The sequence below is a fragment of the Candidatus Pantoea symbiotica genome (assembly GCF_056491525.1).
This window is the reverse complement of the sequence record NZ_JBSZHR010000002.1, coordinates 2,177,119-2,199,686: the sequence shown is the minus strand read 5'-3', so window position 1 is coordinate 2,199,686 and position 22,568 is coordinate 2,177,119. Positions and strand designations below refer to the sequence as shown.

Sequence of the window (22,568 nt, the reverse complement as noted above, 5' to 3'; positions counted from 1 at the left end):
GGGTATGAATGGGTATGCTTTGCAGCGTCAGGATCTTCCGGCCAGGGTTGGTTGAGACGATTACAGAGAGCCCATGAAAAACAGTAATGATAAACAGCTATGCGACATTGCGATTGGTGATGCCGTGCTTGAATTATTTAATCAGGATGCACCGGTCTCGCGCACCACGCTGCTCGCGCAATTAGAGAAGATGATTCATGCCGGTGACACGGCGGAAGATGTGCGAGTCGCCAGACTGGCTTTAGATTTGGTGAAGAGCAGCAGCACAGCCAACAACGCTAATAGATCTGAAGAGAACGTGATGAGCTTTATGGCTAAGAACGTCGCGGCGGATGACTCCACTAAGCACTGAGCGTTGCATGCCGGACACGGGTTGTCCGGCATAACGTCAGGATTTACCAGTGGAACTTATTCGAATCTTCCCACTCTTTGACTTCTTTCTCAGCACGGTCTTTTTCATAACCGTAACGTTCCTGAATTTTACCGACCAGCTGATCGCGTTTTCCTTCGACCACGGTCATATCATCATCAGTCAGGTCGCCCCATTTTTCCTTCACTTTCCCTTTGAACTGCTTCCAGTTGCCGCTAATACGATCTTCGTTCATGTCGAACTCCCTGGTTAGTGGTTACTGAGTGCTCCCCTTTGCTGGCCTGATGCCAGCGGGTGAATTAATCCTGGCACAGGATTTACGCTTTGCCTGGCAGGGCTGTGAGCTATCTCGAAGATTTGAAATTGCGTGAGGTGAAGCGGTGATAAAGTCAGATTTTACAAGCTAACTCATTGCTCTATAAGGCGTTATGTTTACCTGGCTATACAGGCAATGGTTTGTTGCGATATAGTAACCGCCGATAAGACATTTCCGTCAACTTTTGGAAACCCGCATTACCCAATGCCATCCGCTATGAGCAAAACGCTAACCACCGACACGAAAAGCAGAGAGCGTGGCCGCCCAAGAGAGTTCGATATCGAACAGGCTCTGGACAAAGCCATGATCGTTTTTCGTCAAAAGGGTTTTCATGCCGCTTCACTGAATGATTTGGGCGAGGCGATGGGGCTGACGGCGGGCAGCATCTACAAGGCTTTCAAAGATAAGCGCAGCCTGTTCCTGCTGGTGTTTGAACGCTACCTTTCGGTGCGTAATGCCGATCTGCGTCAGCGTCTGGCGCAGTTCACCACTGGCCGCGAGAAGCTTAGCGAGCTGCTGCAGTTTTACCTGGATTCCGCGCGGGCGGTGGAAGGTCGCACCGGCTGTTTAGTGGTGGGCAGCGCGGTGGAGCTACAGGTGCTGGATGACGATCTCTCGCAACTGGTCAGTGAAGCGGTCATACGCAATAAAAACTTCCTCGCCTCGTTACTCAAACAGGGCCAGGAAGATGGATCGGTCACGCCCAATCTGGATGTCGATACCGCCGCAGGATTGATCCTCTGTATCGCCTTTGGCATGCGCGTTGTGGGCAAGATCACGGATGTAAAAGATGAACCTGAGACCATCAAGTTAGTAATGAAGCTGCTGGACTAAAATTTGTCTAATTAGGAGGCGGATACTTCCTAAATAAGCGAAGCGTAAAGCCGGAGGGCAAGTGAAAGACGAAGATTCAGATATTACGGAAGAGATTCGCGCATTGGTGGGAAGGGTGGTAACACGTATCCTTCGTCCCGATGAAGCGCTTACCGTTCAGGAACTTATTGGCGCGTTGTATCGCCTGAGTTTGCGTTCTACCGATAGCAAAACCAAAGTCGCCTGCGAGAAAGCCATTCGTATCCTGGCGAAAAAACTGCATTAATAGGGTCGCGCGTGCCGCGCCTTGTTGTTCTCCTATGCTGAAGTCTGGCAATCCCTCGCCAAACAGCCATTTAATGATTAAAGCGGGCGATGCGCGGTCTCTTTCGCCTTCCACAGCGCAAACAGCGTGATCATCAACGCCAGGCTGACATACAGCGATACCCACATCGTGCTGCCCATCTCTTTATACAAGGTCGTAATGATCAAGGGCGCAAAGCCGCCGCCGATGATGCCCGCCAGCGTGTAAGCCAGTGACGATCCGGCGTAGCGTACGTGGCTGGGGAACTGCTCGGTGACAAATGCCGCCTGCGGTCCGTACATCACCGCATGAATCAGCAAGCCGCCAATCACCGCCAGTACGATCAGCACCGGCTGCGAGCTATCCAGCAGTACAAAGAATACAAACGACCAGACGATCGCCAGCAGCGCACCGGCAATGTAAACCGGACGACGGCCGAGCTTGTCGGAGAGCGCGCCAAACATCGGTACCGTGATGGCATTGCCGATCGCACCGAGCATGGTAGCCATTAACGCCAGCGGACGCGGCAGTTGCAGCACCGTGGTGACGTAAGTCAGGGTAAACACCACCACCAGCGCATAAAGCACGTCGGAACCGATGCGTGAACCGCCCGCGATCAGCAGCTCGCGTGGATAGCGCACAAACACCTCTTTGAGCGGCGTATGCGTGGTTTTCTCCGCTTGCTGCATCGCGACAAAGGTCGGTGTCTCTTCCACGCCGCGCCGCAACCATAAGCCAAACATCACCAGCAGCAGACTGAGCAGGAACGGAATGCGCCATCCCCACTCTTGAAACTGCTCGCCGCTCAACGCCACCGTCACCAGCGTGATAAATCCGGTGCCAATCAAGGTACCGCACGATGGACCCACCTGCGCAAACGAGGCGTTACGGCCACGTTTGTTGGCATCGCCATGCTCCATCGACAGCAACACCGCACCGGCCCATTCGCCGCCTAATGCAATGCCCTGAATGAAGCGTAAAGCCACCAGCAGCACCGGACTCCAGATGCCCCACACCGCATAGCCGGGCAGCAGGCCCATCAGCGCGGTGGTGACGCCCATAATCACTAATGTGGTGATCAATACCGCTTTACGCCCGGCGACATCACCGAGATGACCAAAGATAAAGCCGCCCACCGGACGGGAGATGTAGCCGACCGCATAGGTGGAAAACGCCAGAATAGTGCCGACCAGCGGATCGAAGCTGGGGAAAAACACGTGGTTAAACACCAGCGCCGCCATGATGTTGTAGACCGTGAAGTCATACCACTCCAGCGCGGTTCCAATGGAGCTGGCCGCCGCAAGGCGACCGGTTTTGCTGTGGCTGGCGCGCGCGCCTGAAGCGTGCGGCAACGTTGAGTCGGTATTAGCCATGAGCCATCTCCTGTTTGGTTAACTGCCAACTGAGGGAGTAAAGCTGTACATCCGCGTTGAGCGCCTGCGCGGCGTCGGCGGAGAGGGTTTTACACACTTGCGCGTCTCGGCAGATCAGCAGCAGCATCGGATGCATCGGTCGCGTCGCGCTGGTTTCCCGTGGCAGCGGCGAGCTCAGCGTGGTGTCAGGCGACAGCAAACGTGAGGCGATATAGCCCGGCGTTTGCTGCACGCTGTTTTGCCAGTTGCCCAGAGATGCAACATCTGTACCGGCTTTCAACGTCAGCACCGCCAGATGGCTGCCGGTGCCTTGTCCATGCTGATGGGAGATGGCGCACACGCGGCGCATCGGATTGACCATCTTGTTGAGATTCTTCACCGACCATTCGGTCTGGCGCGTGAAGGCGGCGTGATAATCCGCGCTGGTAAAGGCTTCCAGCGATGCGGTTTCGTACAGGCCGAGGTATTTGCGTTCCGCATCCACCGCCTGATAACGCGTGCCGCTGAGAAAGCCGCTGATTGCCACGCGCTCTTCAACGTGTTCGTGGTCGTACCATTGGTTGAAATCCGCTTCATCTGCAGCATCGATGTTGGTGGCGACAAACAGCATGCCGTGGGGTTGAGTCATGATTAGCTACTCCGTTTCAGGGTGGTTTCAATCGCGGCAGCCCAGCTGAGTAACGCAGCATCGTTGCCATGGGTGGAAGAGAGCATCAGGCCAACCGGCGCGTCGCCGGGCTGATGACAAGGCAGAGAAATTGAACAGCCATCCAGCATGTTGATCACGCTGGTGTTGCGCAGCATCAGCAGATTGACCTGCATGTAGCGCGCGGGATCCTCGAGTTCGGCCAGCGTCGGCGCGATCAGCGGCACCGTCGGCATCAATATGCCGTCGAAGGGCGCAACGGCCTGCTCGACGCGCTGTTTCCAGTCGGCGCGCAGCTGGTAAAGTTCGGCGGCATCCTCTTCATTCAGCAAACTGCCGCGTTGAATGCGCGTCAGAACCTGCGGATCGTAAGCTTCCGGCTGAGATTGGGCGTAATGCTGATGCCATTGCCAGGCCTCCCACGCGGTAATGCCGCCGCGCGCGTTGATGGTGTCGAGTTCTGCCAGCTCTTGCAGCGGCAGCTCGGTGATTTTCACGCCCTGTGCGCGCAGCACATCAAGCGCATGCAGCCAGGCGGCGTTGACGTGTTCGTCAAGGCCAGCCAGCACCCGCGTCTGCGGGATGACGAAGTGTGCGTCCGACAGATGCCGCTCATCGAGCTCCAGCGGCCGATCGGCAATCACGCTATCGAGTAACCAGCAGCTGCGCACGTCGTGAGCGATCACGCCGATGCTATCGAGCGACGCCGCCAGCGGCAGCGTTCCGCGTTGATCGATGCGGCTGGCGCTGGGTTTAAAACCGGTTAATCCGCACAGCGCCGCTGGAATGCGCACCGAACCGCCGGTATCAGTGCCAACGGCCGCCAGGCACATGCCATCGCTCACCGCCACCGCCGCACCGGAAGAGGAACCGCCAGGAATGCGCTGCTGCGCGCGCTGCCAAGGATTGGCGGGCGTGCCGTAATGCGGATTGACGCCGAGGCCAGTGAAGGCGAACTCGCTCATATTGGTTTTGCCAACGATGGCGGCACCGGCCTGCTGCAATCGATCCACCATGCTGGCATTCACCGTGGCTGGGCTGGCGTTACTCAGCAAGCGGGAACCGGCAGTGGTCACTTCTCCGGCGACATCGAACAGATCTTTGATGCTGATAGGCAGACCATCAATCGCGCTGCGCGGCTGTTGCTGCTGCCAGCGCGCGCCGGCTTGTGCCGCCTGCTGCTGCGCATCCTCGGCATACACTTTGGTGAAGACGCGCTTGCCTTCCCCGGCTTCCGCCGCAATTGCACGCAGCGCATCCTGGGTCAGGGTTTCAGGGCTGGTTTGCCCTGCGAGCAACTGTTGGCTCGCTTGCCATAACGTTGTCATAGGAACCTCAGGCAATAACCGGCAGCGAGCCAGTGATGTAGGTGTGTTCCAGCGTGCGGTTCAGCACCGGATCGTGCAGCGCCATGCGGAATTTACTGGAAGGACGAATCCCGCCGATGGCGCTCAGCGTGCCGCACGACATGGCGAAACCCTCCTCAACCTGACCTGCGGCAAAATAGCGGCTCAACAGATCGAGTGGCGTCAGCAGCGAGGAGAGGGCGCCTTGCTGATAAGTTACCCAGTCGCCGTTGACGTTGATCCAGGCATGCAGCTCCAGTTGATCCCAGTGCGCTTTGACTTCGGACATGCGCCACGCGTGTCCGGCAACCGGTTTGATGCACGCCTGCTTCGATAGCGCCACGCTGAAGGTTTCCAGATGACGATCGGTATGATCGGAAATCAGCGAAACCCAATATTCGCCGCGATGGAAAAACACAAAGGGTTCGGCTTCACCGGATGTCTGTTCGCCGACCACTTCCAGCTGCGTTTGCTGACTTAATTGATTGGTCGCGACGCGGTAAAACAGCGGCACTGCACCAGGAGCGGGCACGCCGAGCGCTTCGAGTTCCCTGATATGGTGCAGCACCGCTTCCTGATCGCGTCCAACCCAGCCCGCGATAACAAGTTGATTAACCTCAACATCCAGCAGTGCCTCATCGTCGTAATCTGTCGTAAACCGTAATTGCATGGGATAGATCTCCAGTTGAGAAATGCGTGTGAAATTTCACTGTGATTTCAATCTAGCCATTTTCATGCCAGGTTTTTGTGTAATATGTCTCAGTTACCTAATAAGGATTTGCGCGATGAGTAATGTGATGGCTGAAAATGTGAGCTCGCCGACGACACCGAAGAGCATTTCGCTTAACGAGCGCGCCTATCTGGCGTTCAAGCACCGGCTGATCACGCTGCGCTACAAACCGGGCGACTATCTCAATATCGCGCAGGTGATGGATGACCTTGAGATGGGCAGAACGCCGGTGAATCAGGCAGTGCATCGGCTGGAGACGGAAGGGCTGTTGCAGATCATCCCGCGCAAGGGCGTGATGGTGTCGCCGCTGTCGATTGATGATGCGCTGGAGTTAATTGAAGTGCGTTTGGTAAATGAGGCGTTGTGCTTGCGCCTGGCCTCGCAGCGGGTCAATGCGGCGCAGATCGCCTATTTACGGGAAATGAATCAGCGCATTGCCCATGCCAGCGCCTCACGCGATCGCGAACAGATGATGCTGCTGGACCGCGAATTTCATCAGGTGCTGGCGGATATCGCCGCCAATGGTCGTCTGGCCGATATTCTCAGCATCATCCACGCGCAGGCACAGCGTTTCTGGGCCACCACGCTCTCCAGCGCTGCGCACATGAACGAAGTGATCGCCGAACACGAAGCGATCATTGCCGCGCTGGAACAGGGAAATGCCGAACAGGCGGAAGAGGCGGCGCGGGTGCATATCTATTCGTTTAAGCAGGCGCTGCTGAATAATTAATACTCCGCTTCTTCACCCGGTAGCGGAATGGAGAGATCCATACCTTCAGCCCCGGCATAGAAAATGATCAGCTCGGCAGGCTGGTCGGTGGTGAAGCCGCGATGGGCAATGTCGATGGATTCATTAAAGGCTTCGCCTGCATTGAAGGTTTTAGTTTCGCCGCCTGCTTTGTCCTCGATGGTGAGCGATCCCGATAAAATATACGCAGTGTTGGGCATCGGATGCGTATGCCACGGCAGCTCGGAATGCGCAGGAATGGTCATCTTCATTACGGTGATCTCGGGCTGACCGGCGGGATAGTGTTCGATGTGCTGACCGTTCCATGCTTGCCCGCTTTGCAGCAGCGTTTCTGCACTGTTTTCATGCTCGTTATCGTCACCTTTCATCTTATTCCCCTGAATAGTCATTAAAATCTCTCCCGCACAGGATAGTGCAAATCTGCAAGGCTGCGCGCGCGCTCACTTCCAATACAAGTCGATCGATCAAGGCCGAGACGCTTGTAAAAGAATTGTGATCGGTCACCAGGAACTGCTTAAAGTAATCGATTACTTTTAACTTCTCTGTGGAATGTAATCGATTTCTTTTTGGCGTGAGGTCAGCATGGTTTCGACAACTACAGGTTCTGAAATCGCGGTGAGACAGCAGCGTCTGTTGATTCCCCGCTTGTCGTTAATGATGTTCATGCAGTTTTTCATTTGGGGAAGCTGGTCCGTTACGCTCGGGCTGGTGATGACGCAACACAACATGTCATTGCTGATCGGTGACGCCTTTTCGGCGGGGCCGATCGCCTCGATTCTGTCGCCGTTTGTATTGGGCATGTTAGTTGACCGCTTTTTTCCATCGCAGAAAGTCATGGCGGTAATGAACCTGGCGGGCGCGGTGATCTTATGGTTTGTTCCGGCCGCGCTGGTGGCCGAAAACGGTGCGCTGCTGATTGGATTGCTGTTTGGCTACACGCTCTGTTTTATGCCGACGCTGGCGCTCTCCAATAACATCGCCTTTCACAGCCTCGCTAGCAGTGACAAAAGTTTTCCGGTAGTGCGGGTGTTTGGCACCATTGGCTGGATTGTGGCGGGCATCTTTATCGGTGTCACCGGCATCGCCTCCAGCACCGGGATTTTCACTCTGGCCGCGATTTGTTCCGTGGCGTTAGCGATCTACAGCCTGACGCTGCCGCATACGCCAGCACCGGCGAAAGGCATGCCGTTAAAAGTGCGCGATCTGTTCTGCGCGGATGCCTTCGCGCTACTGAAAATACGGCACTTCTTTGTGTTTGCGCTCTGCGCCACCTTGATCTCCATCCCGCTCGGCACCTATTACGCCTACACCGCGTCCTGGCTGGCGGATGCGGGCGTGAGTAACGTCAGTACCGCGATGTCTTTTGGTCAGATGTCGGAAATATTCTTCATGCTGGTGATCCCGCTGCTGTTCCGCCGCCTCGGCGTCAAATACATGTTGCTGGTCGGCATGGTGGCGTGGTTTGTGCGTTACGCGCTGTTCGCCATGGGCATGAGCGATGAAAGCCGCGCACTGATCTACATGGGCATTCTGCTGCACGGTGTCTGTTACGACTTCTTCTTTGTGGTCGGCTTTATCTACACCGACCGCATCGCAGGGGAAAAAGTGAAAGGGCAGGCGCAAAGCATGGTGGTAATGTTCACCTACGGTATCGGCATGCTGCTGGGCTCGCAGATCTCCGGCGCACTCTACAACCGCCTGATTGCCGGACAGGGCACGGCGCAAAACTGGGCAACATTCTGGTGGATCCCCGCGATTGCGGCGGCGGTGATCGCCGTTCTTTTCCTCTTCACCTTTAAATACCGGGATGAAAAGTTTGATTGACTGGAGGTGTACGTGAAAACGGTAAAAGGACCTGGAATTTTTCTCGCGCAGTTTATTGGCCCGCAGCCACCGTTTAATTCACTGGAAGGGCTGGCGCAATGGGCTTCTGCGCTCGGTTATAAGGCGTTACAAGTGCCTTGTAATCACCCGAAGATTTTTGATCTGTCGCACGCCGCAACCAGTCAAACCTATTGCGATGAAGTGACGGGTTTACTGGCGAACTACGGCTTGCAGATCAGTGAATTATCGACGCATCTGGAAGGTCAGCTGATTGCTGTCCACCCAGCGCACGATGTCGCCTTCGATGGCTTCGCACCCGCCGCTTTACGCGGTGACAAGGAAAAGCGCACCGCATGGGCGATTCAGACGGTGAAGCTGGCGGCAGCCGCGTCGGCCAGGCTGGGATTGCAGGCCCACGCTACGTTCTCCGGTTCGTTAGCCTGGCCGTATCTCTATCCGTGGCCGCCGCATAATCCTCAGCTATTGAGTGAAGCCTTCTCAGAGCTGGCACGGCGCTGGTTGCCGGTGCTCGACGAGTTTGACCGCTACGGCATTGATGTCTGTTACGAGATCCATCCCGGTGAGGATCTGCATGATGGCGTGATGTTTGAACGCTTCCTGGCGTTGGTGAACAATCATCCGCGCTGCAACATCTTGTTCGATCCCAGTCACTTGCACTTGCAGCATATCGACTATCTGCAGTTCATCGATATCTACCATCAGCGCATCAAGGCGTTTCACGTTAAAGATGCCGAGTATCTGCCGAACGGACGCAGCGGTGTGTATGGCGGTTATCAGCGCTGGATAGATCGTGCTGGTCGTTTTCGCTCACCCGGTGACGGACAGATCGATTTCCCGGCCATTTTCAGCAAGCTGGCGCAATACGATTATGACGGTTGGGCGGTTCTGGAGTGGGAATGTTGTTTGAAAGAGGCGGAAACCGGCGCGCGCGAGGGCGCTGAGTTTATTCGTCGCCACATCATTCCGGTGGCCGATCGGGCATTCGATGACTTCGCCGCACAATCGCAGCAAGCGGCCAGCATCCGCATGCAACTGGGGCTGAGTGCGGCAGAGTCGCATGATTAAGGTGGGCGCGGATTTATGTTAGCCTCCGTTGTATCTGACTGAGCAAGAGTTGCAAGCATGTCCATCCAAAAAATCGCCCGCTTAGCGGGCGTTTCTGTGGCGACCGTTTCACGGGTGCTGAATAACAGCGACACGGTAAAAGCGCAGAATCGTGAGAAAGTCCTGCACGCCATTAAAGCGAGTAATTACCAGCCAAATTTGTTAGCACGTCAGTTGCGCACTGCACGTAGCTCAATGATTCTCGTTATGGTGTCGGATATCTCCAATCCTTTCTGCGCCGAGTTGGTGAAAGGCATTGAGGAGCAGGCGGAGAAGAACCGCTATCGCATTCTGTTGTGTAATTCTGGTTCAGACATCGAGCGCTCCCGCTCCAGTTTGCAATTGCTGGCCGGTAAAATGGTGGATGGCATTATCACTATGGATGCGTTCAGTAAGTTGCCAGAATTGGCACAGCTGATTGGCGAAACGCCTTGGGTGCAGTGCGCGGAATACGCTGATGCTGGGGATGTCTCCTGCGTCGGCATTGATGATGTGCAGGCATCAAAGCACGTAGTGGCGTATCTGGCGAGCAGGGGACGACAGCGTATTGCGTTAATCAACCATGATCTCAGCTATAAATATGCGCAGCTGCGACAGGCGGGTTATCAGCAGCAACTTATCCAGGAAGAGCGTAGCTGGCAGGCCATCTCTTACGCCACCGATCTGAGTTTTAATGCCGGTAAACAGGCGATGGAAAGCTTGCTGGCAGCGCCCGAGCGTCCAGATGCCGTGTTCGCGGTGTCGGATACCTTAGCGGCGGGCGCGCTCTCAGCGATTCACGCCGCCGGACTGCGCGTACCGCAGGATATTGCGGTGACCGGATTTGATGGCACCGACCTCGCCGAAATGGTCACGCCGCCACTGAGCACGCTGGCGCAGCCGTCGCGCGATATGGGGCGCAAAGCGTTCGCTTTGCTGCTGAATAAGATCGACCAGCCTGGTTCGCCGGCTCAACGCATTATGATGGACTGGCACTTTGTGGTGCGTGCCAGTACTTAAGCGGTTGCTTGCTGGCGATACTCGGTTGGTGAGCAGCCGAACTTCGCCCTGAACTCGCGCGAGAAGTGCGGCATGTCGCTAAAGCCCGTTCGCCAGGCAATCTGGCTAATCGGTGTGGCGCGATGCAGCGGAGAATGCAAAGCTTCTGCGGATTTTATCAGCCTCTGATTGAGCACATAGCGACCAAACGAGGTGTCATCTTTCTTCAACAGCATGTTGAGATAGCGCGAGCTAATACCAAAGGCGTCAGCGATGGTTGCGGCGGTCAGCGCCGGATCGGCCAGCCGCTGGTTGATCATGATTTTCATCTGGAACAGCAAGCCGTGATAGGTTTTGGCTTGGCTTCGGTTGCTGCACTCGTCGGCAATCACCGATGTCAGCAGTTCGAGAAACTGCTCGTGTAGCATGGCGGCATACTTGAGTGAAATGTCTTCGGGCAGCGTCATCAGGTTGTTTAACAGCATCTGCAAGAAGGGCATCAGCGGATGCTGTTTGCCAAAGGCGTTAGCCAACAAATGCTCGGTTTTCCCCACTCGTTGACTCAGATGATCTTTGCTAATTTGCACCACATGTTGCCGCGTCTCACCATGAAGGTGCAGCTCATAGGGAAACTGCGTGTCGTAAAGCGCGAACTCACCCTGACTGAGCGAGGCATGATTTCCGCCCTGCAGCACCGAGGTTTTTCCCTGACTGACAAAGCTCAGCAGAATCATATTATCCGGGCTGTTATCGGCGCCTTTGCGGCCACGGATCACCTCTTGCGCACTGCAACTCACCTCGGATAAGCGCAGATCGCCCCAAACGCCCGCTTGCAGGATGCCGTTGCGCTCGCTGCCCGCATAGGTGCTCTCCAGCGGCACAAATGTCTGGCTGATGGCGTGGCGCCAGTAATCGGTGCGATCAGCATACAAAACGTCGGCGGTGTTAAAGGTTTTCATGCCTGCATCCTCAGCGTTAGGTGAGGCATTGCTTGCAAACTCCAGGCCATTTCCATTCTGGACAATCATCCCTTCCTTCCTGTCATAACCCTGCGCGTGGCGCGGCGGTTATATCTGTTGCCAGTTAATTTTCATTCACCTGGGAGAGAGCAACATGATGAACAAACCGATTACCGTGGCCTGCGTACAGGCCGCGCCACTGTTTATGAATTTGGAAGGGACGATAGATAAAACCATCAAGCTGATTGAGGAAGCCGCCGCGCAGGGTGCGGAACTGATCGCCTTTCCCGAAACCTGGATTCCGGGCTATCCGTGGTTTTTGTGGTTGAACTCACCTGCCGTGAATATGCCGCTGGTGTATGACTATCATCAGAACTCGCTGGTTCTGGATAGCGTGCAGGCGAAACGCATTGCCGATGCCGCGCGGCAGAACAGCATGATGGTGGTGCTCGGATTCAGTGAGCGCGACCACGGCAGCCTTTACATCTCGCAGTGGATTATTGGCAGCGACGGCGAAACCATCGGTACGCGCCGCAAGCTTAAGGCGACGCACGTCGAGCGGACGCTGTTCGGCGAGAGCGACGGTTCTTCACTGACCACCTGGGAAACGCCGCTTGGCGTGGTTGGCGCACTTTGCTGCTGGGAGCATCTGCAGCCGCTCTCGCGTTACGCCATGTATTCCCAGCATGAAGAGATCCACATTGCCGCCTGGCCGAGTTTCAGTCTCTACAACAACGCCACAGCGGCGCTGGGTCCCGAGGTCAACATGGCGGCTTCGCGTTTGTATGCCGCCGAAGGGCAGTGTTTCGTGCTGGCACCTTGCTCGGTGGTTTCCGCAGAGATGATCGAACTGCTGTGCCCGGACGATGCCCGTCGCGCATTACTCAGCGCCGGTGGCGGACATGCCCGCATTTATGGTCCGGACGGCAGCGAACTTGCCACACCGCTCGGTGAACATGAAGAGGGCTTGCTGTTAGCCACGCTGGCACCCTCGGCCATCATCTTCGCCAAACTGGCGGCCGATCCTGTGGGACACTATTCACGTCCCGATGTGACCCAGCTTCTGTTTAATTCCGCCGCCAAACCGCCGGTGGTCAAACGCGGCTTGCCTGCTGAGCTGCAAGGTGAATTGCCAGCTGAAGAGGAGGAATAACATGGAATCCGCTATTCCTGCGCATCTGCGTGTCGCGCGCCGTTGTCCGATGGCGATGCCTGACGATCATCAACCCCCTTTTCCGGCGTGGACGGCGCGCTTCTCCCCACTTTCCGGCCAGGTAGTGATGGCGTACTTCGGCGTTCAGGCAGCCACTCCGGTCGCGCCTGTGGCTCTCAATGCGGTGACTGGACGCTTTTCTTCCCCGTACGCGCCAGAACATTGGGACCTGGCGGCGTATATAGACGACGCCGGGTTTCATAACCTGATCGCCATTGCCTACTGGCCGTCGCAGCAGCAGTTTGAGCGCTGGAAAACAGGCAGCTTATTTTCTGCATGGTGGCACGCAGCGGAACGAGAAGCGGGCGAATATGGCTACTTTCTCGAGATCGTGAGCCCGCAAGCCGACAGGTTTGAAACCATTTTCTCCGATCGTGCCTCGCCTGAAGGCGTGGCCTGTCTGGCTGATGGCATGAGTGGCGAAATGCAGGAGCACGGCTATTGGGGCAGTGCGCGCGATCGCCTGCCGCGCGCGCAGTTCGATGCGCTAAGTGGCAGTGGAATGACGCCATCAGCGACGCGCACCGGCAAACGCGTTGTGCTGTCTGGCCGGGAAAATCTCTGCCTGATCCGCTCCGGGCAGGATTGGTCGGCTACCCAGCAAGAAGAGAGACAAAAGTACCTTAGAGAGGTGGAACCGGTGCTGCGCGAAGGCATGCACTTTCTGCGCGACAGCGGCCACACCATCGGCTGTATGAACTGTCGCTATATGCAGGTCATTGATGTGAACACGCATGCCGTGACGGAGAAGACCTTTGGCCTGGCGCATTTTACCGATATGGCGGCACTTGAGCTGTGGGCAAAAAGCCATCCTACCCACGTGGCGATTTTCGGCGGATTTATGCGTTACGTGCAGGAGCTGAACTTCAATATCGCGCTGCGGCTGTGGCACGAAATCGTGGTGGTTCCAGCATCGGCTCAGCATTTTGAGTACATCAACTGTCATGCGAACACCGGCTTATTGCGGCAGTTCGTCGGAGAATCGTTATGAAGAAAACAGTCAGTGCTATCGCGACCTGGGTGACAGCAACGCTGTGCTTACCTGCTTATGCGCTGGAGTTTTCTCCCGGCGATTACGAAATGCTGCCAGCCGATAAAAGCCTCGCGCTGGCCTACTTTCAGTATTCCCACAGCGACGATTATTATTCGCAGGGGAAGAAGGTCAACGCTGATTACCGCTTGCGGACTCAAGCCACGCTGCTGCGCTTTATTCATGGCTTCCGCCCGGCAGAAAATATCAGCATCGAACCGCAGGTAATTGTTCCCCTGGTTAGCGCGGATGCGATGGGCGATGCGCGCGCACTAGGCAACGCCTCGGGATTGGGTGACGTGATTTTTGGCGTGCCGTTCAAGTTCAATCTGGATGCGCAGGGCAGGGATCTGCTCTCGCTGGCGCCGTTTATCTATGCGCCAACCGGCAGTTACGACCAACAAAAAGCACTCAACGTTGGGGAAAATCGCTGGCGCTATCTGCTGCAGGGCGTGTGGATCCACCATTTCTCTGCGTCGTGGGCATTTGAAACCGGTACTGACGTTTCCTGGGTCACGGCGAATGATGCTTATGGCGCGAATAGCAGCACGCTCAGGCAGAGTCCGCGCTACGAATATCAGGCTTATCTGCGCTATAACCTGACACCCGCGACACAGTTTGGCATTGGCGGCGGATGGATAACCGGCGCGGAGAGTCGCGTTAATGGCACTGCTCAGGACGACCGACTCAACAGCAGCTATTTGCGGCTGTCGGCGGCCCATTTTGTAATGCCAGGCGTTCAGCTCCAGCTTTCCGCTGGATGTGATATCAAGGTAGAGCAGGGATTCAGGCAGGACACCAATATCAGCTTGCGGTTGGGGCTGCTGTTTTAAGTAAGCCACTATGCGGTTAGCGGCTTACCAGTAGGTGTGAGTTTCAGCCAAACAGACGCTGGCGGTTTTGCGTCAGCGCGTGTGCCACATCAGGCAGCATCGGGAAAGAACTCTGACCGCCATATTTCTGGATTGAGCAGGAGCTGATTTCAGCAGCGAAAGGAATCGCGTCTTCCAGAGCAATGTTGTTCACCAGGCAATAGGCAATGCCGCCAATAAATGAATCGCCTGCGCCGGTGGTATCCACCACATCCGGGCAGAACACGGCGGGATAATGTCTGGCACCTGCATCACCGGATAACACCGCGCCTTTCTCGCCCAGCGTGATAATCACCCGGCCATTCACCTTTTGCTGTAGCGCTGCTGCGCAGGTCATCGCTTCCTTGACCGAAGTGACGGAAGTTTTGCTCATAAAGCTGGCTTCGGTCTCATTCACTACCAGAAAATCAACCTGGCTCAGCGCCTGCGAAGAGATTTCGCGTGCTGGCGCGTTGTTGAGCAAAATCTGGCAATCGTGACGACGTGCCACGCTGATGGCACGTTCAACCACAGGGTCGGGAATTTCCGACTGCAGGATTAACAGTGGGCGATCGCTGAATAACCCATCGTGAATGTCGGATTCGGTAATCAGGTAGTTTGCGCCTTTAATAATGGTGCTGCAGTAATCACCGGATTCCAGAATCTGCACGATGCCAATGCCCGAGGTTTTTCCGCGTTGGCTAATGTTATCCACCGAAACGCCGTTTTCATTCAGCGATTTTATGAGCTCACTGCCATAAATATCATTGCCAACGCAGCCCACCATATTGACGTTCAAGCCCAGCTTGGCGCACTGAACCGCCTGGTTTGCTCCTTTTCCGCCCGGCATTAGCATTAATTCGTTGCCGGTAAACGTCTCCCCAATTTCCGGCAGGCGATCCTGCTGGACAAGAATGTCGTAGTTAAGACTGCCAATAACAACAATATTATGTTTCATCATTTCGGCCCTTAATTGGCGGTGCGTTTGGACGCAACCGCATTTCTGGTGTTGTGTAAACTGGTCTGGCTTTTTTCGCTGGTCTTGCTGGCGATAATGGTAAAAATGGCATCGAGAATATTCAGATGCACAATGCGCGTGGTGGCGTTTTCTCCGGTAATCGGATTGTTTTTAACCGAGGAGATAATCGAGTGCCTGGCAATTAAACTCAGTGGGCTGTTGGGATAATTGGTCAGGCAGATGGTTTCTGCGCCGTTCTCATTCGCCGCTTTTACCATCTGGATAATGTCTGTGGTTTGGCCGGAGTGGGAAATCGCCAGCAGGATATCGCCGGGTTGCATCAACGAGGCGGTCATCAACTGCTTGTGGCTGTCACTGAACACCGATGAGAAGATGCCAATTTTCAGCAGCTTATGATTGAAGTCATCACAGATTGAGCCTGAACCACCGCATCCGGCAATAAAAATGCGCGCGCTTTCTGGCTTATTAATAAACAGATACGCCACCGCTTTTATCACGGCACTGTTAATTACGCTCAGGGAATCCTGCAGCGCCAGCACTGAATTTAAAAAGGTGCTTTCAATCACCTGCTCAACATATTTCTCTGAATCCGGAATCACTGGAATATCGATAATCTCTTCCTGCGAGCTAACTTGTCGGGCGATATTGATTTTCAGATCGTGAAAACCGGTAAAGCCGAGTTTCTTCGATACTTTAGTAATGCTCGATACGCTGACATTCAGATAATTCGCAATATCAGTGATGCACATTTTAGATAATGACTGCGGATTGTCGTCAATAAATCGTGCAATAGAACGTTCCTTTTTTCCCAGCTCAGGTGCAAGCGTGCGAGCCAGCAGGAATATCTCATTGCCTTTAAGTCGGTTATGCATGTTGAGCGCTCAATAAAAACGTTGTCGCTAAGCTAGCATGGTGATTAGGGGAAAAGTGTTAACTGGATCACATGCTGTAAAACGTTTTACTGATGCATTTTACTGTCAGTAAAATATTAGTAGTGCAATTGCGTCTGTTATTTTACTGGCAGGAAAATGAGTATTTAACTTGTTGTAATTTAATGGTTTTACTCGCAGTAAAATTTTCACTATGATAAATCACTTTTTTATTTTATTAGCGGTAGTATTTATCTGACCGCATTTACCTGAGGAATATTCTCATTTATAAGAAAGTGGAAATCCCATTAAAGGTAATTTACAAATGAAATTCTCATCACGTATAAATTCATTTCGCTCCAGAGCCGATCTGTTTGCGGCGAAGAACAAAATGGATACTTGCGATCTTATTACGCGTATGGGTACCGTTGCGGGCTTGACGCATATTGAGCTGAATTATCCGGAACATTTTATTGGTCAGGATAAAGAACTGATCAAGCAGACCATCGCCGATAACAATTTGCAGGTCGGTGGCATTGCACTGCGTTATAACAAAGAGTTCATCGATGGTGAATTCACCAATCCGGATGCCGCACTGCGTAAAAAAGCGATTGAAATTACCCTTGAAGCCGCAGAGATGTGCAAATACCTCGGCGGGAATACCGTCACGCTGTGGTTTGGCTACGATGGCTACGATTATCCGTTCCAGCAGGATTATTTCCGCGCCTATGAGTGGCTGGTCAGCGCATTACAGACCGTGACGCAGGCCCACGCAGATATGCAATTCAGCTTTGAATACAAGCCATATGAGCCGCGCACCTTCTCCTTTATTGGTGATGTCTCTTCAACGCTGATGCTGATTGATGACGTGGGCTCCAACAATCTCGGTATTACCCTCGATTTCTGCCACATGATCATGAAGAAAGAGAATCCCGCTTTCTCGCTGTTCCAGTCGGCACGCAAAAACCGTCTGGTGGGTTTCCACCTAAATGATGGTTATGGCCATTTTGATGATGGGTTGATGCTGGGTTCAGTGCATCTGATGCAGACGCTGGAATACATCTATTACGCAAAACGCGTTAACTTCAGCGGCCTGATCTATTTCGATACCTTCCCAAGCCGTGAAGATCCGGTTGCCGAATGCGCGCAAAATATTCGCATGTATAAAGCGCTTTCAAGCTTTATCGACCGCCTGAGCATTGATGAGATCGATCAGCTGATTAAAAGCCAGGATGCACTGAAAGTGCAGGGCATGCTGATGAAAATCATCGCTGAATAAAAACAAAATTAAAACTTACCTCTATTAACTACGACCAGTCAGTGTCTGACACTGGGGGAAACTATGTTCGATAAAATAGGTTTGCCTAAAAACTTGCTTTGGGGCTATATCGGCCTCGCGATATTTATGATCGGCGATGGTGTAGAACAAGCGTGGATTGCCATCTGGCTGGTGGATAAAGGGCTGTCCGTCGCGCAGGCCTCTTATCTGATCACCGCATACGGTGTCACGGTGACGCTGGCGGCCTGGGTAACTGGCGTACTGGTGCAAACCCTCGGACCGCGCAAAGTGATGGTGTATGGGCTGATCACCTTCGTCATCGGCAGCATCGGGTTTATCGGCATTGGTCTGAAGACCATGCACATGGCCTGGATGCTGCCATTTTATGCCATTCGCGGCATCGGTTATCCGCTGTTTGCCTACTCGTTTCTCATCTGGATTAACTACAGCACGCCGGTGGAGCGCCGTTCTACCGCAGTGGGTTGGTTCTGGTTTACCTTCTCGCTGGGTTTAAGTGTCATCGGTCCGTTCTTCTCCTCGCTGGCACTGCCGGTAATGGGCGAAATTCATGTGCTGTGGATCGGTATGGTGTTTGTGGTGGTGGGATCAGTGTTAGGCATTTGGGTGAACCGTGACGTGGTACCTGCATCTGAAATTCACCCCTTCAGCGCGGCGGAGTTAATTAAAGGCATCACCATTTTGCAGCGTCCGGTGATCGCCATGGGATTGGTGGTGAAATCGGTCAACGGCATCGCCCAATATGGTTTAGCCACCTTCCTGCCGCTGTATCTGATCAGTTTTGGCTACAGCAAAACCGAATGGCTGCATATGTGGTCGGCGGTGTTCCTGGTGGCGATTTTTGCCAACCTGTTCTTTGGCTTCTTCGGCGATAAGTTTGGCTGGCGTACCACCATCATGTGGGTCGGCGGCTTTGGCTATGCCGCGGTGCTGATTCTGGTTTGGGCGGTGCCGCAGGTGCTGGGCCATAACTTCTATGTGATGGCGTTCGTGCTGTGTCTGTGCGGCATTACCATGGCCGGTTATGTGCCGCTATCAGCACTGTTCCCGTTACTGGCCCCGGACAGCAAGGGCGCGGCGATGTCGGTGCTGAATCTGGGTGCAGGTCTGGGCGCATTTATCGCACCTGCCATCACTGCGCTGTTCTACTCATCGCTGGGTGCGGGCGGGGTGCTGGGGATTTATGCCGGACTTTATGTGTTGAGCGGTGTACTGACGCCATTCCTGAAAACGCCTGAAGAGCTGGATGCGCGGGTAGCGATGACGGATAAAGCCGCCTGACAGACGTGAGATTTTGGTTATAAAAAAAAGCCCAGTTAATAACTGGGCTTTTTATTGCTAGCAACAGATTAGACGTTGATGTCTGCGGCGCTATTCCGCGTAACAATGCTCGGCTGCGGGAAAGCTCCTGTCCTTGACTGCTGCAACATAGCTCTGAATGGCGGCCTGAATGCTTTCCTGACCCGACATAAAGTTACGCACAAACTTAGGCGCACGCCCGGTGATGCTGAGCCCGAGCATATCGTGCAGCACTAACACCTGACCATCGGTATCAACGCCAGCGCCAATGCCGATAACCGGAACAGCAACCGCTTCGCTCAACGCTTTGCCCACCGAGCTGGGAACAGCTTCAACCAAAATCATTGCCGCACCGGCCGCTTCCAATTTTATCGCCGCATCGATCAGAGTCTGCGCCTGCTCCTGGCCTCGCCCCTGAACTTTGAAACCACCAAACACATTTACTGATTGCGGTGTCAGTCCAATGTGCGCGCAGACTGGGATGCCATTGCGCGTTAACTGGCGAACGGATTCACACAGCCATTCACCGCCTTCAAGCTTCACCATCTGCGCACCGGCCTGCATCAAGCGGCCCGAGCTTTGCAGCGCCTGTTCAGGCGAGGCGTAGGTCATGAAGGAGAGATCGGCGATGATAAAGCTGCCGGCATTACCGCTTTTCACGCTGGCCGTGTGATACGCCATATCATCAAGGGTGACCGGCAGCGTGCTGTCGTGGCCCTGCAGGATCATCCCGAGCGTATCGCCGATCAGCAGCATATCGACGCCAGCACGGCTGGACTCATGCGCAAATGTCGCATCGTAGCAGGTCAGCATGGCAATCTTTTCGCCACGCAGTTTCATTTTTTGCAGGTGGGTTAGCGTGATATCTGGCATTTCAATGTCTCATCAAAGCGATTCTGTCAGTAAGAGTGCTGCGATGACGATCATCAGAGCACCGGATGTTTGGCTGACCCTTCGTGCAGCCTGCGGGCGGGTGCGTAACACCGCTCTGGAACCTAATCCTACAATCAGGTACACCACCGCGCAGCTAAATACATGAACCATACCTAACGCTGCCATCTGTAATGGCAGAGGCCATGCGCCCTGCGGGTCGGTGAACTGTGGTAACAGCGCCAGAAACAGTAGAAACACCTTTGGGTTGAGGCCACTGATGCAAAGCCCTTTCAGCGCCCAGCGACCGGCATTGCCTGCGTCAGTGGCGTCTCCTGCACTGGGAATGGTGGGATGTCGCAACATGCCGATGCCCAGCCAGATTAAATAGCACGCGCCCGCCACGGTTAACACTTTCATCAACGCCGGTAAGCTGGCGACCATCGTGCCAACGCCAGCCGCAACAATAAGCGTGGCAATCAGGTGGCCGCTGAGCAGACCCAGAACCGCCGGGATCACCCGCCCTCCACGCATGCCAGCGGAAATCGCATAGGCCCAGTCAGCGCCCGGTGTGATAACGAATAGAACCGATACGGCCCAAAATGCTGCGAAGAAACTCAGCGCCATGGCGATGCACCTTTCATCTCAACGTTGAGGTAAGAAAACATCGCGCAGAAGCGCATTAAAGGTAGTTTGTTAAGCACGTTCTCAGTCCCGGTTAGCGGATGAATCATCTATTACGTCATGCGTCATTCGCTAGAAAGAATATCCTCAGATAGTTAGAATGTGCTCTTAATGTGGGGTGTTCTAAACGCTAATTTAGGAATAAATTTCCAAATGGATTGTATTGACCGCAATATTCTTGCTGAGCTGCAAGCGGATGGCCGCTTATCGGTGACGGAGCTAGCAGAACGGGTTGGGCTGAGCCTCTCTCCTTGCCATCGCCGGGTTAAAGCGCTGGAACAAAGCGGCATTATCCGTGGGTATCGCGCGCATCTTGATCCCGTCTGTCTGGGATATAACTTTTCGGCAATCGTGTTTGTGACTTTACGCGAAGGCGATCGCCGTGCGGTGAGTGCGTTCGAAGACGCGGTGGAGGATTTGCCGCAAATTACACTGGCGCAGCGTTTGTTTGGCGATCCGGATTATCTGCTGCACATCACCACACGCGATTTGCCCGCTTTCCAGCAGCTGTATGATGAAAAGCTATCCGGTCTGCCCGGTGTTCAACGGTTAACGTCGACGCTGGTGATGAAAACGGTGATCCAGGATCGCCCGTTACCGCTGTGAATTTCCGCTGAAACAAGAGAACGCACTATGTCGCCAGTTTTTGCAACCAATTCGCCTTGGTAAAAGGGATAAAAAAATCCACGCCAATGCGTGGATTTTGGGATTTTTTGTCTGACGCGATAGCGCGGCAGACAACATTAAGACTTTAGACGTTGAACAGGAAGTTCATCACGTCACCATCTTTAACGATGTACTCTTTTCCTTCTGAGCGCATCTTGCCGGCTTCTTTCGCGCCTTGTTCGCCTTTGAACGCAACGAAATCTTCAAATGCGATGGTCTGAGCGCGGATAAAGCCTTTCTCGAAGTCGGTGTGGATTTTACCCGCCGCCTGTGGCGCAGTGGCGCCAACAGGAATGGTCCATGCACGTACTTCTTTCACGCCAGCGGTGAAGTAGGTTTGCAGGTTCAGCAGCGCATAACCGGCGCGGATTACGCGGTTCAGGCCCGGCTCTTCCAGACCCAGTTCAGCCATGAACTCGTCGCGCTCGTCATCTTCCAGCTCTGCGATATCAGATTCAACCGCAGCACACACCGGCACCACTACTGAACCTTCAGCTTCGGCAATCGCACGCACCTGATCGAGGTACGGATTGTTTTCGAAACCGTCTTCGTTGACGTTAGCGATGTACATGGTTGGCTTCAGCGTCAGGAAGCTGAGATAGCGGATTGCCGCTTTCTCGTCAGCATCCAGATTCAGTGCGCGCAGCATGCCCGCTTCTGACAGGTGCGGCAGGCACTTCTCCAGCGCAGCCAGTTCGGCCTTAGCATCTTTGTCGCCGCCTTTGGCTTTCTTCTGGCAACGCTGAATCGCACGTTCGCAGGTGTCGAGATCTGACAGCGCCAGCTCGGTGTTGATCACGTCAATATCTTCCGCCGGGTTAACTTTGCCCGCAACGTGGATGATGTTGTCGTTTTCGAAGCAGCGCACTACGTGGCCGATGGCTTCGGTTTCACGGATGTTGGTCAGGAACTGGTTACCGAGGCCTTCACCTTTGGACGCGCCTTTCACCAGACCGGCGATATCAACGAATTCCATGGTGGTTGGCACTACACGCTGTGGCTTAACAATCTCGCTCAGCTGATCGAGGCGCAGATCGGGCATTGGCACTACACCGGTGTTTGGCTCGATGGTGCAGAACGGAAAGTTGGCTGCTTCGATACCCGCTTTAGTCAGCGCGTTGAACAGGGTGGATTTACCGACGTTCGGCAGGCCCACAATACCGCATTTAAATCCCATGGTCTGATTACCTTTCTCACTGAGTGCGCGGCGCTGTTTAATAGCGCCGACAGATTCAAAAAATTTCGCGCATTATACACAGAATTGCCTTCTGCGGCGCG

The 22,568-nt window shown here is 54.3% G+C and carries 25 protein-coding genes; 13 read left to right on the top strand and 12 right to left on the bottom strand.

Going from position 1 to position 22,568, the window contains the following annotated elements; genetic code table 11:
- The first annotated feature begins 73 nt into the window (after positions 1–73).
- On the top strand, positions 74–352 hold the full coding sequence (locus ACXIZX_RS10860) for a hypothetical protein (RefSeq protein WP_179450494.1): 279 nt from the start codon (positions 74–76) through the stop codon (positions 350–352).
- A 43-nt stretch (positions 353–395) separates the two neighbouring features.
- Here ACXIZX_RS10860 and ACXIZX_RS10855 read toward each other — a convergent pair whose 3' ends face one another.
- Entirely contained in the window at positions 396–605 is a 210-nt protein-coding gene (locus ACXIZX_RS10855) for a CsbD family protein (protein WP_008107582.1), read from the bottom strand.
- 285 nt (positions 606–890) lie between these two features.
- Here ACXIZX_RS10855 and ACXIZX_RS10850 point away from each other — a divergent pair, with 285 nt between their 5' ends.
- Together ACXIZX_RS10850 and ACXIZX_RS10845 are read left to right on the top strand one after the other, a co-directional pair.
- Entirely contained in the window at positions 891–1,520 is a 630-nt protein-coding gene (locus tag ACXIZX_RS10850) for a TetR/AcrR family transcriptional regulator (RefSeq protein ID WP_479404130.1), read from the top strand.
- Between the two features lie 61 nt (positions 1,521–1,581).
- The gene (locus tag ACXIZX_RS10845; protein WP_101764092.1) at positions 1,582–1,785 is read left to right on the top strand and encodes a hypothetical protein; all 204 of its coding nucleotides are present in this window, start codon (positions 1,582–1,584) and stop codon (positions 1,783–1,785) included.
- A gap of 77 nt (positions 1,786–1,862) precedes the next feature.
- Here ACXIZX_RS10845 and ACXIZX_RS10840 read toward each other — a convergent pair whose 3' ends face one another.
- From ACXIZX_RS10840 to ACXIZX_RS10825, 4 genes are read right to left on the bottom strand one after another with little or no spacing between them, the layout of a single operon-like run.
- Complete coding sequence (locus ACXIZX_RS10840; RefSeq protein ID WP_179450498.1) at positions 1,863–3,176, bottom strand: MFS transporter; 1,314 nt, start codon at positions 3,174–3,176, stop codon at positions 1,863–1,865.
- A complete protein-coding gene (locus ACXIZX_RS10835) occupies positions 3,169–3,804 on the bottom strand; it encodes a hypothetical protein (protein WP_479404129.1) in 636 nt (211 codons plus the stop codon). The genes ACXIZX_RS10840 and ACXIZX_RS10835 overlap by 8 nt, the downstream gene beginning before the upstream one ends.
- Before the next feature lie 2 nt (positions 3,805–3,806).
- A complete protein-coding gene (locus tag ACXIZX_RS10830) occupies positions 3,807–5,150 on the bottom strand; it encodes an amidase (RefSeq protein ID WP_479404128.1) in 1,344 nt (447 codons plus the stop codon).
- Positions 5,151–5,157: 7 nt separating this feature from the next.
- Complete coding sequence (locus tag ACXIZX_RS10825; protein ID WP_479404127.1) at positions 5,158–5,838, bottom strand: DUF2848 domain-containing protein; 681 nt, start codon at positions 5,836–5,838, stop codon at positions 5,158–5,160.
- Positions 5,839–5,953: 115 nt separating this feature from the next.
- Between ACXIZX_RS10825 and ACXIZX_RS10820 the strand changes: the two genes are divergently transcribed.
- Positions 5,954–6,628 (top strand): GntR family transcriptional regulator, encoded by a 675-nt coding sequence (locus tag ACXIZX_RS10820; protein WP_008107597.1) that lies wholly within the window; start codon positions 5,954–5,956, stop codon positions 6,626–6,628.
- On the opposite strand, the gene ACXIZX_RS10815 is transcribed toward ACXIZX_RS10820, so the two are convergent.
- Complete coding sequence (locus tag ACXIZX_RS10815; RefSeq protein WP_479404126.1) at positions 6,625–7,014, bottom strand: cupin domain-containing protein; 390 nt, start codon at positions 7,012–7,014, stop codon at positions 6,625–6,627. The genes ACXIZX_RS10820 and ACXIZX_RS10815 overlap by 4 nt on opposite strands.
- Before the next feature lie 214 nt (positions 7,015–7,228).
- On the opposite strand from ACXIZX_RS10815, the gene ACXIZX_RS10810 reads away from it, so the two are divergent.
- Genes ACXIZX_RS10810 through ACXIZX_RS10800 form a run of 3 tightly spaced genes read left to right on the top strand, consistent with a single transcriptional unit; the run spans position 7,229 to position 10,594 of the window.
- Positions 7,229–8,470 carry an MFS transporter gene (locus ACXIZX_RS10810; protein ID WP_479404125.1) on the top strand — a complete coding sequence of 414 codons (1,242 nt, stop codon included), beginning with the start codon at positions 7,229–7,231 and terminating at the stop codon, positions 8,468–8,470.
- Between the two features lie 12 nt (positions 8,471–8,482).
- Entirely contained in the window at positions 8,483–9,556 is a 1,074-nt protein-coding gene (locus tag ACXIZX_RS10805) for a sugar phosphate isomerase/epimerase family protein (RefSeq protein WP_479404124.1), read from the top strand.
- Positions 9,557–9,613: 57 nt separating this feature from the next.
- On the top strand, positions 9,614–10,594 hold the full coding sequence (locus ACXIZX_RS10800; RefSeq protein ID WP_479404123.1) for a LacI family DNA-binding transcriptional regulator: 981 nt from the start codon (positions 9,614–9,616) through the stop codon (positions 10,592–10,594).
- On the opposite strand, the gene ACXIZX_RS10795 is transcribed toward ACXIZX_RS10800, so the two are convergent.
- A complete protein-coding gene (locus ACXIZX_RS10795) occupies positions 10,591–11,532 on the bottom strand; it encodes a helix-turn-helix domain-containing protein (RefSeq protein WP_479404122.1) in 942 nt (313 codons plus the stop codon). The two genes, ACXIZX_RS10800 and ACXIZX_RS10795, sit on opposite strands and share 4 nt — an antisense overlap.
- Before the next feature lie 154 nt (positions 11,533–11,686).
- Between ACXIZX_RS10795 and ACXIZX_RS10790 the strand changes: the two genes are divergently transcribed.
- From ACXIZX_RS10790 to ACXIZX_RS10780, 3 genes are read left to right on the top strand one after another with little or no spacing between them, the layout of a single operon-like run.
- A complete protein-coding gene (locus tag ACXIZX_RS10790) occupies positions 11,687–12,685 on the top strand; it encodes a carbon-nitrogen hydrolase family protein (RefSeq protein WP_479404121.1) in 999 nt (332 codons plus the stop codon).
- Position 12,686: 1 nt separating this feature from the next.
- Positions 12,687–13,736 carry a phenylacetaldoxime dehydratase family protein gene (locus ACXIZX_RS10785; RefSeq protein ID WP_479404120.1) on the top strand — a complete coding sequence of 350 codons (1,050 nt, stop codon included), beginning with the start codon at positions 12,687–12,689 and terminating at the stop codon, positions 13,734–13,736.
- A complete protein-coding gene (locus ACXIZX_RS10780) occupies positions 13,733–14,608 on the top strand; it encodes a transporter (RefSeq protein ID WP_479404119.1) in 876 nt (291 codons plus the stop codon). Before ACXIZX_RS10785 ends, ACXIZX_RS10780 begins: the two co-directional genes overlap by 4 nt.
- A 43-nt stretch (positions 14,609–14,651) precedes the next feature.
- On the opposite strand, the gene ACXIZX_RS10775 is transcribed toward ACXIZX_RS10780, so the two are convergent.
- Together ACXIZX_RS10775 and ACXIZX_RS10770 are read right to left on the bottom strand one after the other, a co-directional pair.
- Positions 14,652–15,584 (bottom strand): ribokinase, encoded by a 933-nt coding sequence (locus ACXIZX_RS10775; protein WP_479404870.1) that lies wholly within the window; start codon positions 15,582–15,584, stop codon positions 14,652–14,654.
- A gap of 11 nt (positions 15,585–15,595) precedes the next feature.
- Positions 15,596–16,477 (bottom strand): SIS domain-containing protein, encoded by an 882-nt coding sequence (locus ACXIZX_RS10770; protein WP_154193782.1) that lies wholly within the window; start codon positions 16,475–16,477, stop codon positions 15,596–15,598.
- A gap of 322 nt (positions 16,478–16,799) precedes the next feature.
- Here ACXIZX_RS10770 and ACXIZX_RS10765 point away from each other — a divergent pair, with 322 nt between their 5' ends.
- Positions 16,800–17,753, top strand: coding sequence for a sugar phosphate isomerase/epimerase family protein (locus tag ACXIZX_RS10765; protein ID WP_479404118.1), 954 nt, complete (start codon positions 16,800–16,802; stop codon positions 17,751–17,753).
- Between the two features lie 63 nt (positions 17,754–17,816).
- On the top strand, positions 17,817–19,052 hold the full coding sequence (locus tag ACXIZX_RS10760) for an MFS transporter (protein WP_179450519.1): 1,236 nt from the start codon (positions 17,817–17,819) through the stop codon (positions 19,050–19,052).
- A gap of 90 nt (positions 19,053–19,142) precedes the next feature.
- Here the strand turns inward: ACXIZX_RS10760 and panB are convergent, their stop codons facing one another.
- Both panB and ACXIZX_RS10750 read right to left on the bottom strand, forming a co-directional pair.
- Entirely contained in the window at positions 19,143–19,943 is an 801-nt protein-coding gene (panB, locus tag ACXIZX_RS10755) for a 3-methyl-2-oxobutanoate hydroxymethyltransferase (RefSeq protein ID WP_179450521.1), read from the bottom strand.
- Between the two features lie 12 nt (positions 19,944–19,955).
- Positions 19,956–20,567, bottom strand: coding sequence for a LysE family translocator (locus tag ACXIZX_RS10750; protein ID WP_008107629.1), 612 nt, complete (start codon positions 20,565–20,567; stop codon positions 19,956–19,958).
- A gap of 210 nt (positions 20,568–20,777) precedes the next feature.
- Between ACXIZX_RS10750 and ACXIZX_RS10745 the strand changes: the two genes are divergently transcribed.
- The gene (locus tag ACXIZX_RS10745) at positions 20,778–21,230 is read left to right on the top strand and encodes an Lrp/AsnC family transcriptional regulator (protein ID WP_479404117.1); all 453 of its coding nucleotides are present in this window, start codon (positions 20,778–20,780) and stop codon (positions 21,228–21,230) included.
- 145 nt (positions 21,231–21,375) lie between these two features.
- Here the strand turns inward: ACXIZX_RS10745 and ychF are convergent, their stop codons facing one another.
- Positions 21,376–22,467 (bottom strand): redox-regulated ATPase YchF, encoded by a 1,092-nt coding sequence (gene ychF / locus ACXIZX_RS10740; protein WP_008107633.1) that lies wholly within the window; start codon positions 22,465–22,467, stop codon positions 21,376–21,378.
- Positions 22,468–22,568 lie beyond the last annotated feature (101 nt).

Coding starts and splice junctions, on each gene's coding strand:
- ACXIZX_RS10860 (WP_179450494.1), top strand. CDS start 74: ATGAAAAACAGTAATGATAAACAGCTATGCGACATTGCGATTGGTGAT.
- ACXIZX_RS10855 (WP_008107582.1), bottom strand. CDS start 605: ATGAACGAAGATCGTATTAGCGGCAACTGGAAGCAGTTCAAAGGGAAA.
- ACXIZX_RS10850 (WP_479404130.1), top strand. CDS start 891: ATGCCATCCGCTATGAGCAAAACGCTAACCACCGACACGAAAAGCAGA.
- ACXIZX_RS10840 (WP_179450498.1), bottom strand. CDS start 3,176: ATGGCTAATACCGACTCAACGTTGCCGCACGCTTCAGGCGCGCGCGCC.
- ACXIZX_RS10835 (WP_479404129.1), bottom strand. CDS start 3,804: ATGACTCAACCCCACGGCATGCTGTTTGTCGCCACCAACATCGATGCT.
- ACXIZX_RS10830 (WP_479404128.1), bottom strand. CDS start 5,150: ATGACAACGTTATGGCAAGCGAGCCAACAGTTGCTCGCAGGGCAAACC.
- ACXIZX_RS10825 (WP_479404127.1), bottom strand. CDS start 5,838: ATGCAATTACGGTTTACGACAGATTACGACGATGAGGCACTGCTGGAT.
- ACXIZX_RS10820 (WP_008107597.1), top strand. CDS start 5,954: ATGAGTAATGTGATGGCTGAAAATGTGAGCTCGCCGACGACACCGAAG.
- ACXIZX_RS10815 (WP_479404126.1), bottom strand. CDS start 7,014: ATGAAAGGTGACGATAACGAGCATGAAAACAGTGCAGAAACGCTGCTG.
- ACXIZX_RS10810 (WP_479404125.1), top strand. CDS start 7,229: ATGGTTTCGACAACTACAGGTTCTGAAATCGCGGTGAGACAGCAGCGT.
- ACXIZX_RS10800 (WP_479404123.1), top strand. CDS start 9,614: ATGTCCATCCAAAAAATCGCCCGCTTAGCGGGCGTTTCTGTGGCGACC.
- ACXIZX_RS10795 (WP_479404122.1), bottom strand. CDS start 11,532: ATGAAAACCTTTAACACCGCCGACGTTTTGTATGCTGATCGCACCGAT.
- ACXIZX_RS10790 (WP_479404121.1), top strand. CDS start 11,687: ATGATGAACAAACCGATTACCGTGGCCTGCGTACAGGCCGCGCCACTG.
- ACXIZX_RS10785 (WP_479404120.1), top strand. CDS start 12,687: ATGGAATCCGCTATTCCTGCGCATCTGCGTGTCGCGCGCCGTTGTCCG.
- ACXIZX_RS10780 (WP_479404119.1), top strand. CDS start 13,733: ATGAAGAAAACAGTCAGTGCTATCGCGACCTGGGTGACAGCAACGCTG.
- ACXIZX_RS10775 (WP_479404870.1), bottom strand. CDS start 15,584: ATGAAACATAATATTGTTGTTATTGGCAGTCTTAACTACGACATTCTT.
- ACXIZX_RS10770 (WP_154193782.1), bottom strand. CDS start 16,477: ATGCATAACCGACTTAAAGGCAATGAGATATTCCTGCTGGCTCGCACG.
- ACXIZX_RS10765 (WP_479404118.1), top strand. CDS start 16,800: ATGAAATTCTCATCACGTATAAATTCATTTCGCTCCAGAGCCGATCTG.
- ACXIZX_RS10760 (WP_179450519.1), top strand. CDS start 17,817: ATGTTCGATAAAATAGGTTTGCCTAAAAACTTGCTTTGGGGCTATATC.
- panB (WP_179450521.1), bottom strand. CDS start 19,943: ATGCCAGATATCACGCTAACCCACCTGCAAAAAATGAAACTGCGTGGC.
- ACXIZX_RS10750 (WP_008107629.1), bottom strand. CDS start 20,567: ATGGCGCTGAGTTTCTTCGCAGCATTTTGGGCCGTATCGGTTCTATTC.
- ACXIZX_RS10745 (WP_479404117.1), top strand. CDS start 20,778: ATGGATTGTATTGACCGCAATATTCTTGCTGAGCTGCAAGCGGATGGC.
- ychF (WP_008107633.1), bottom strand. CDS start 22,467: ATGGGATTTAAATGCGGTATTGTGGGCCTGCCGAACGTCGGTAAATCC.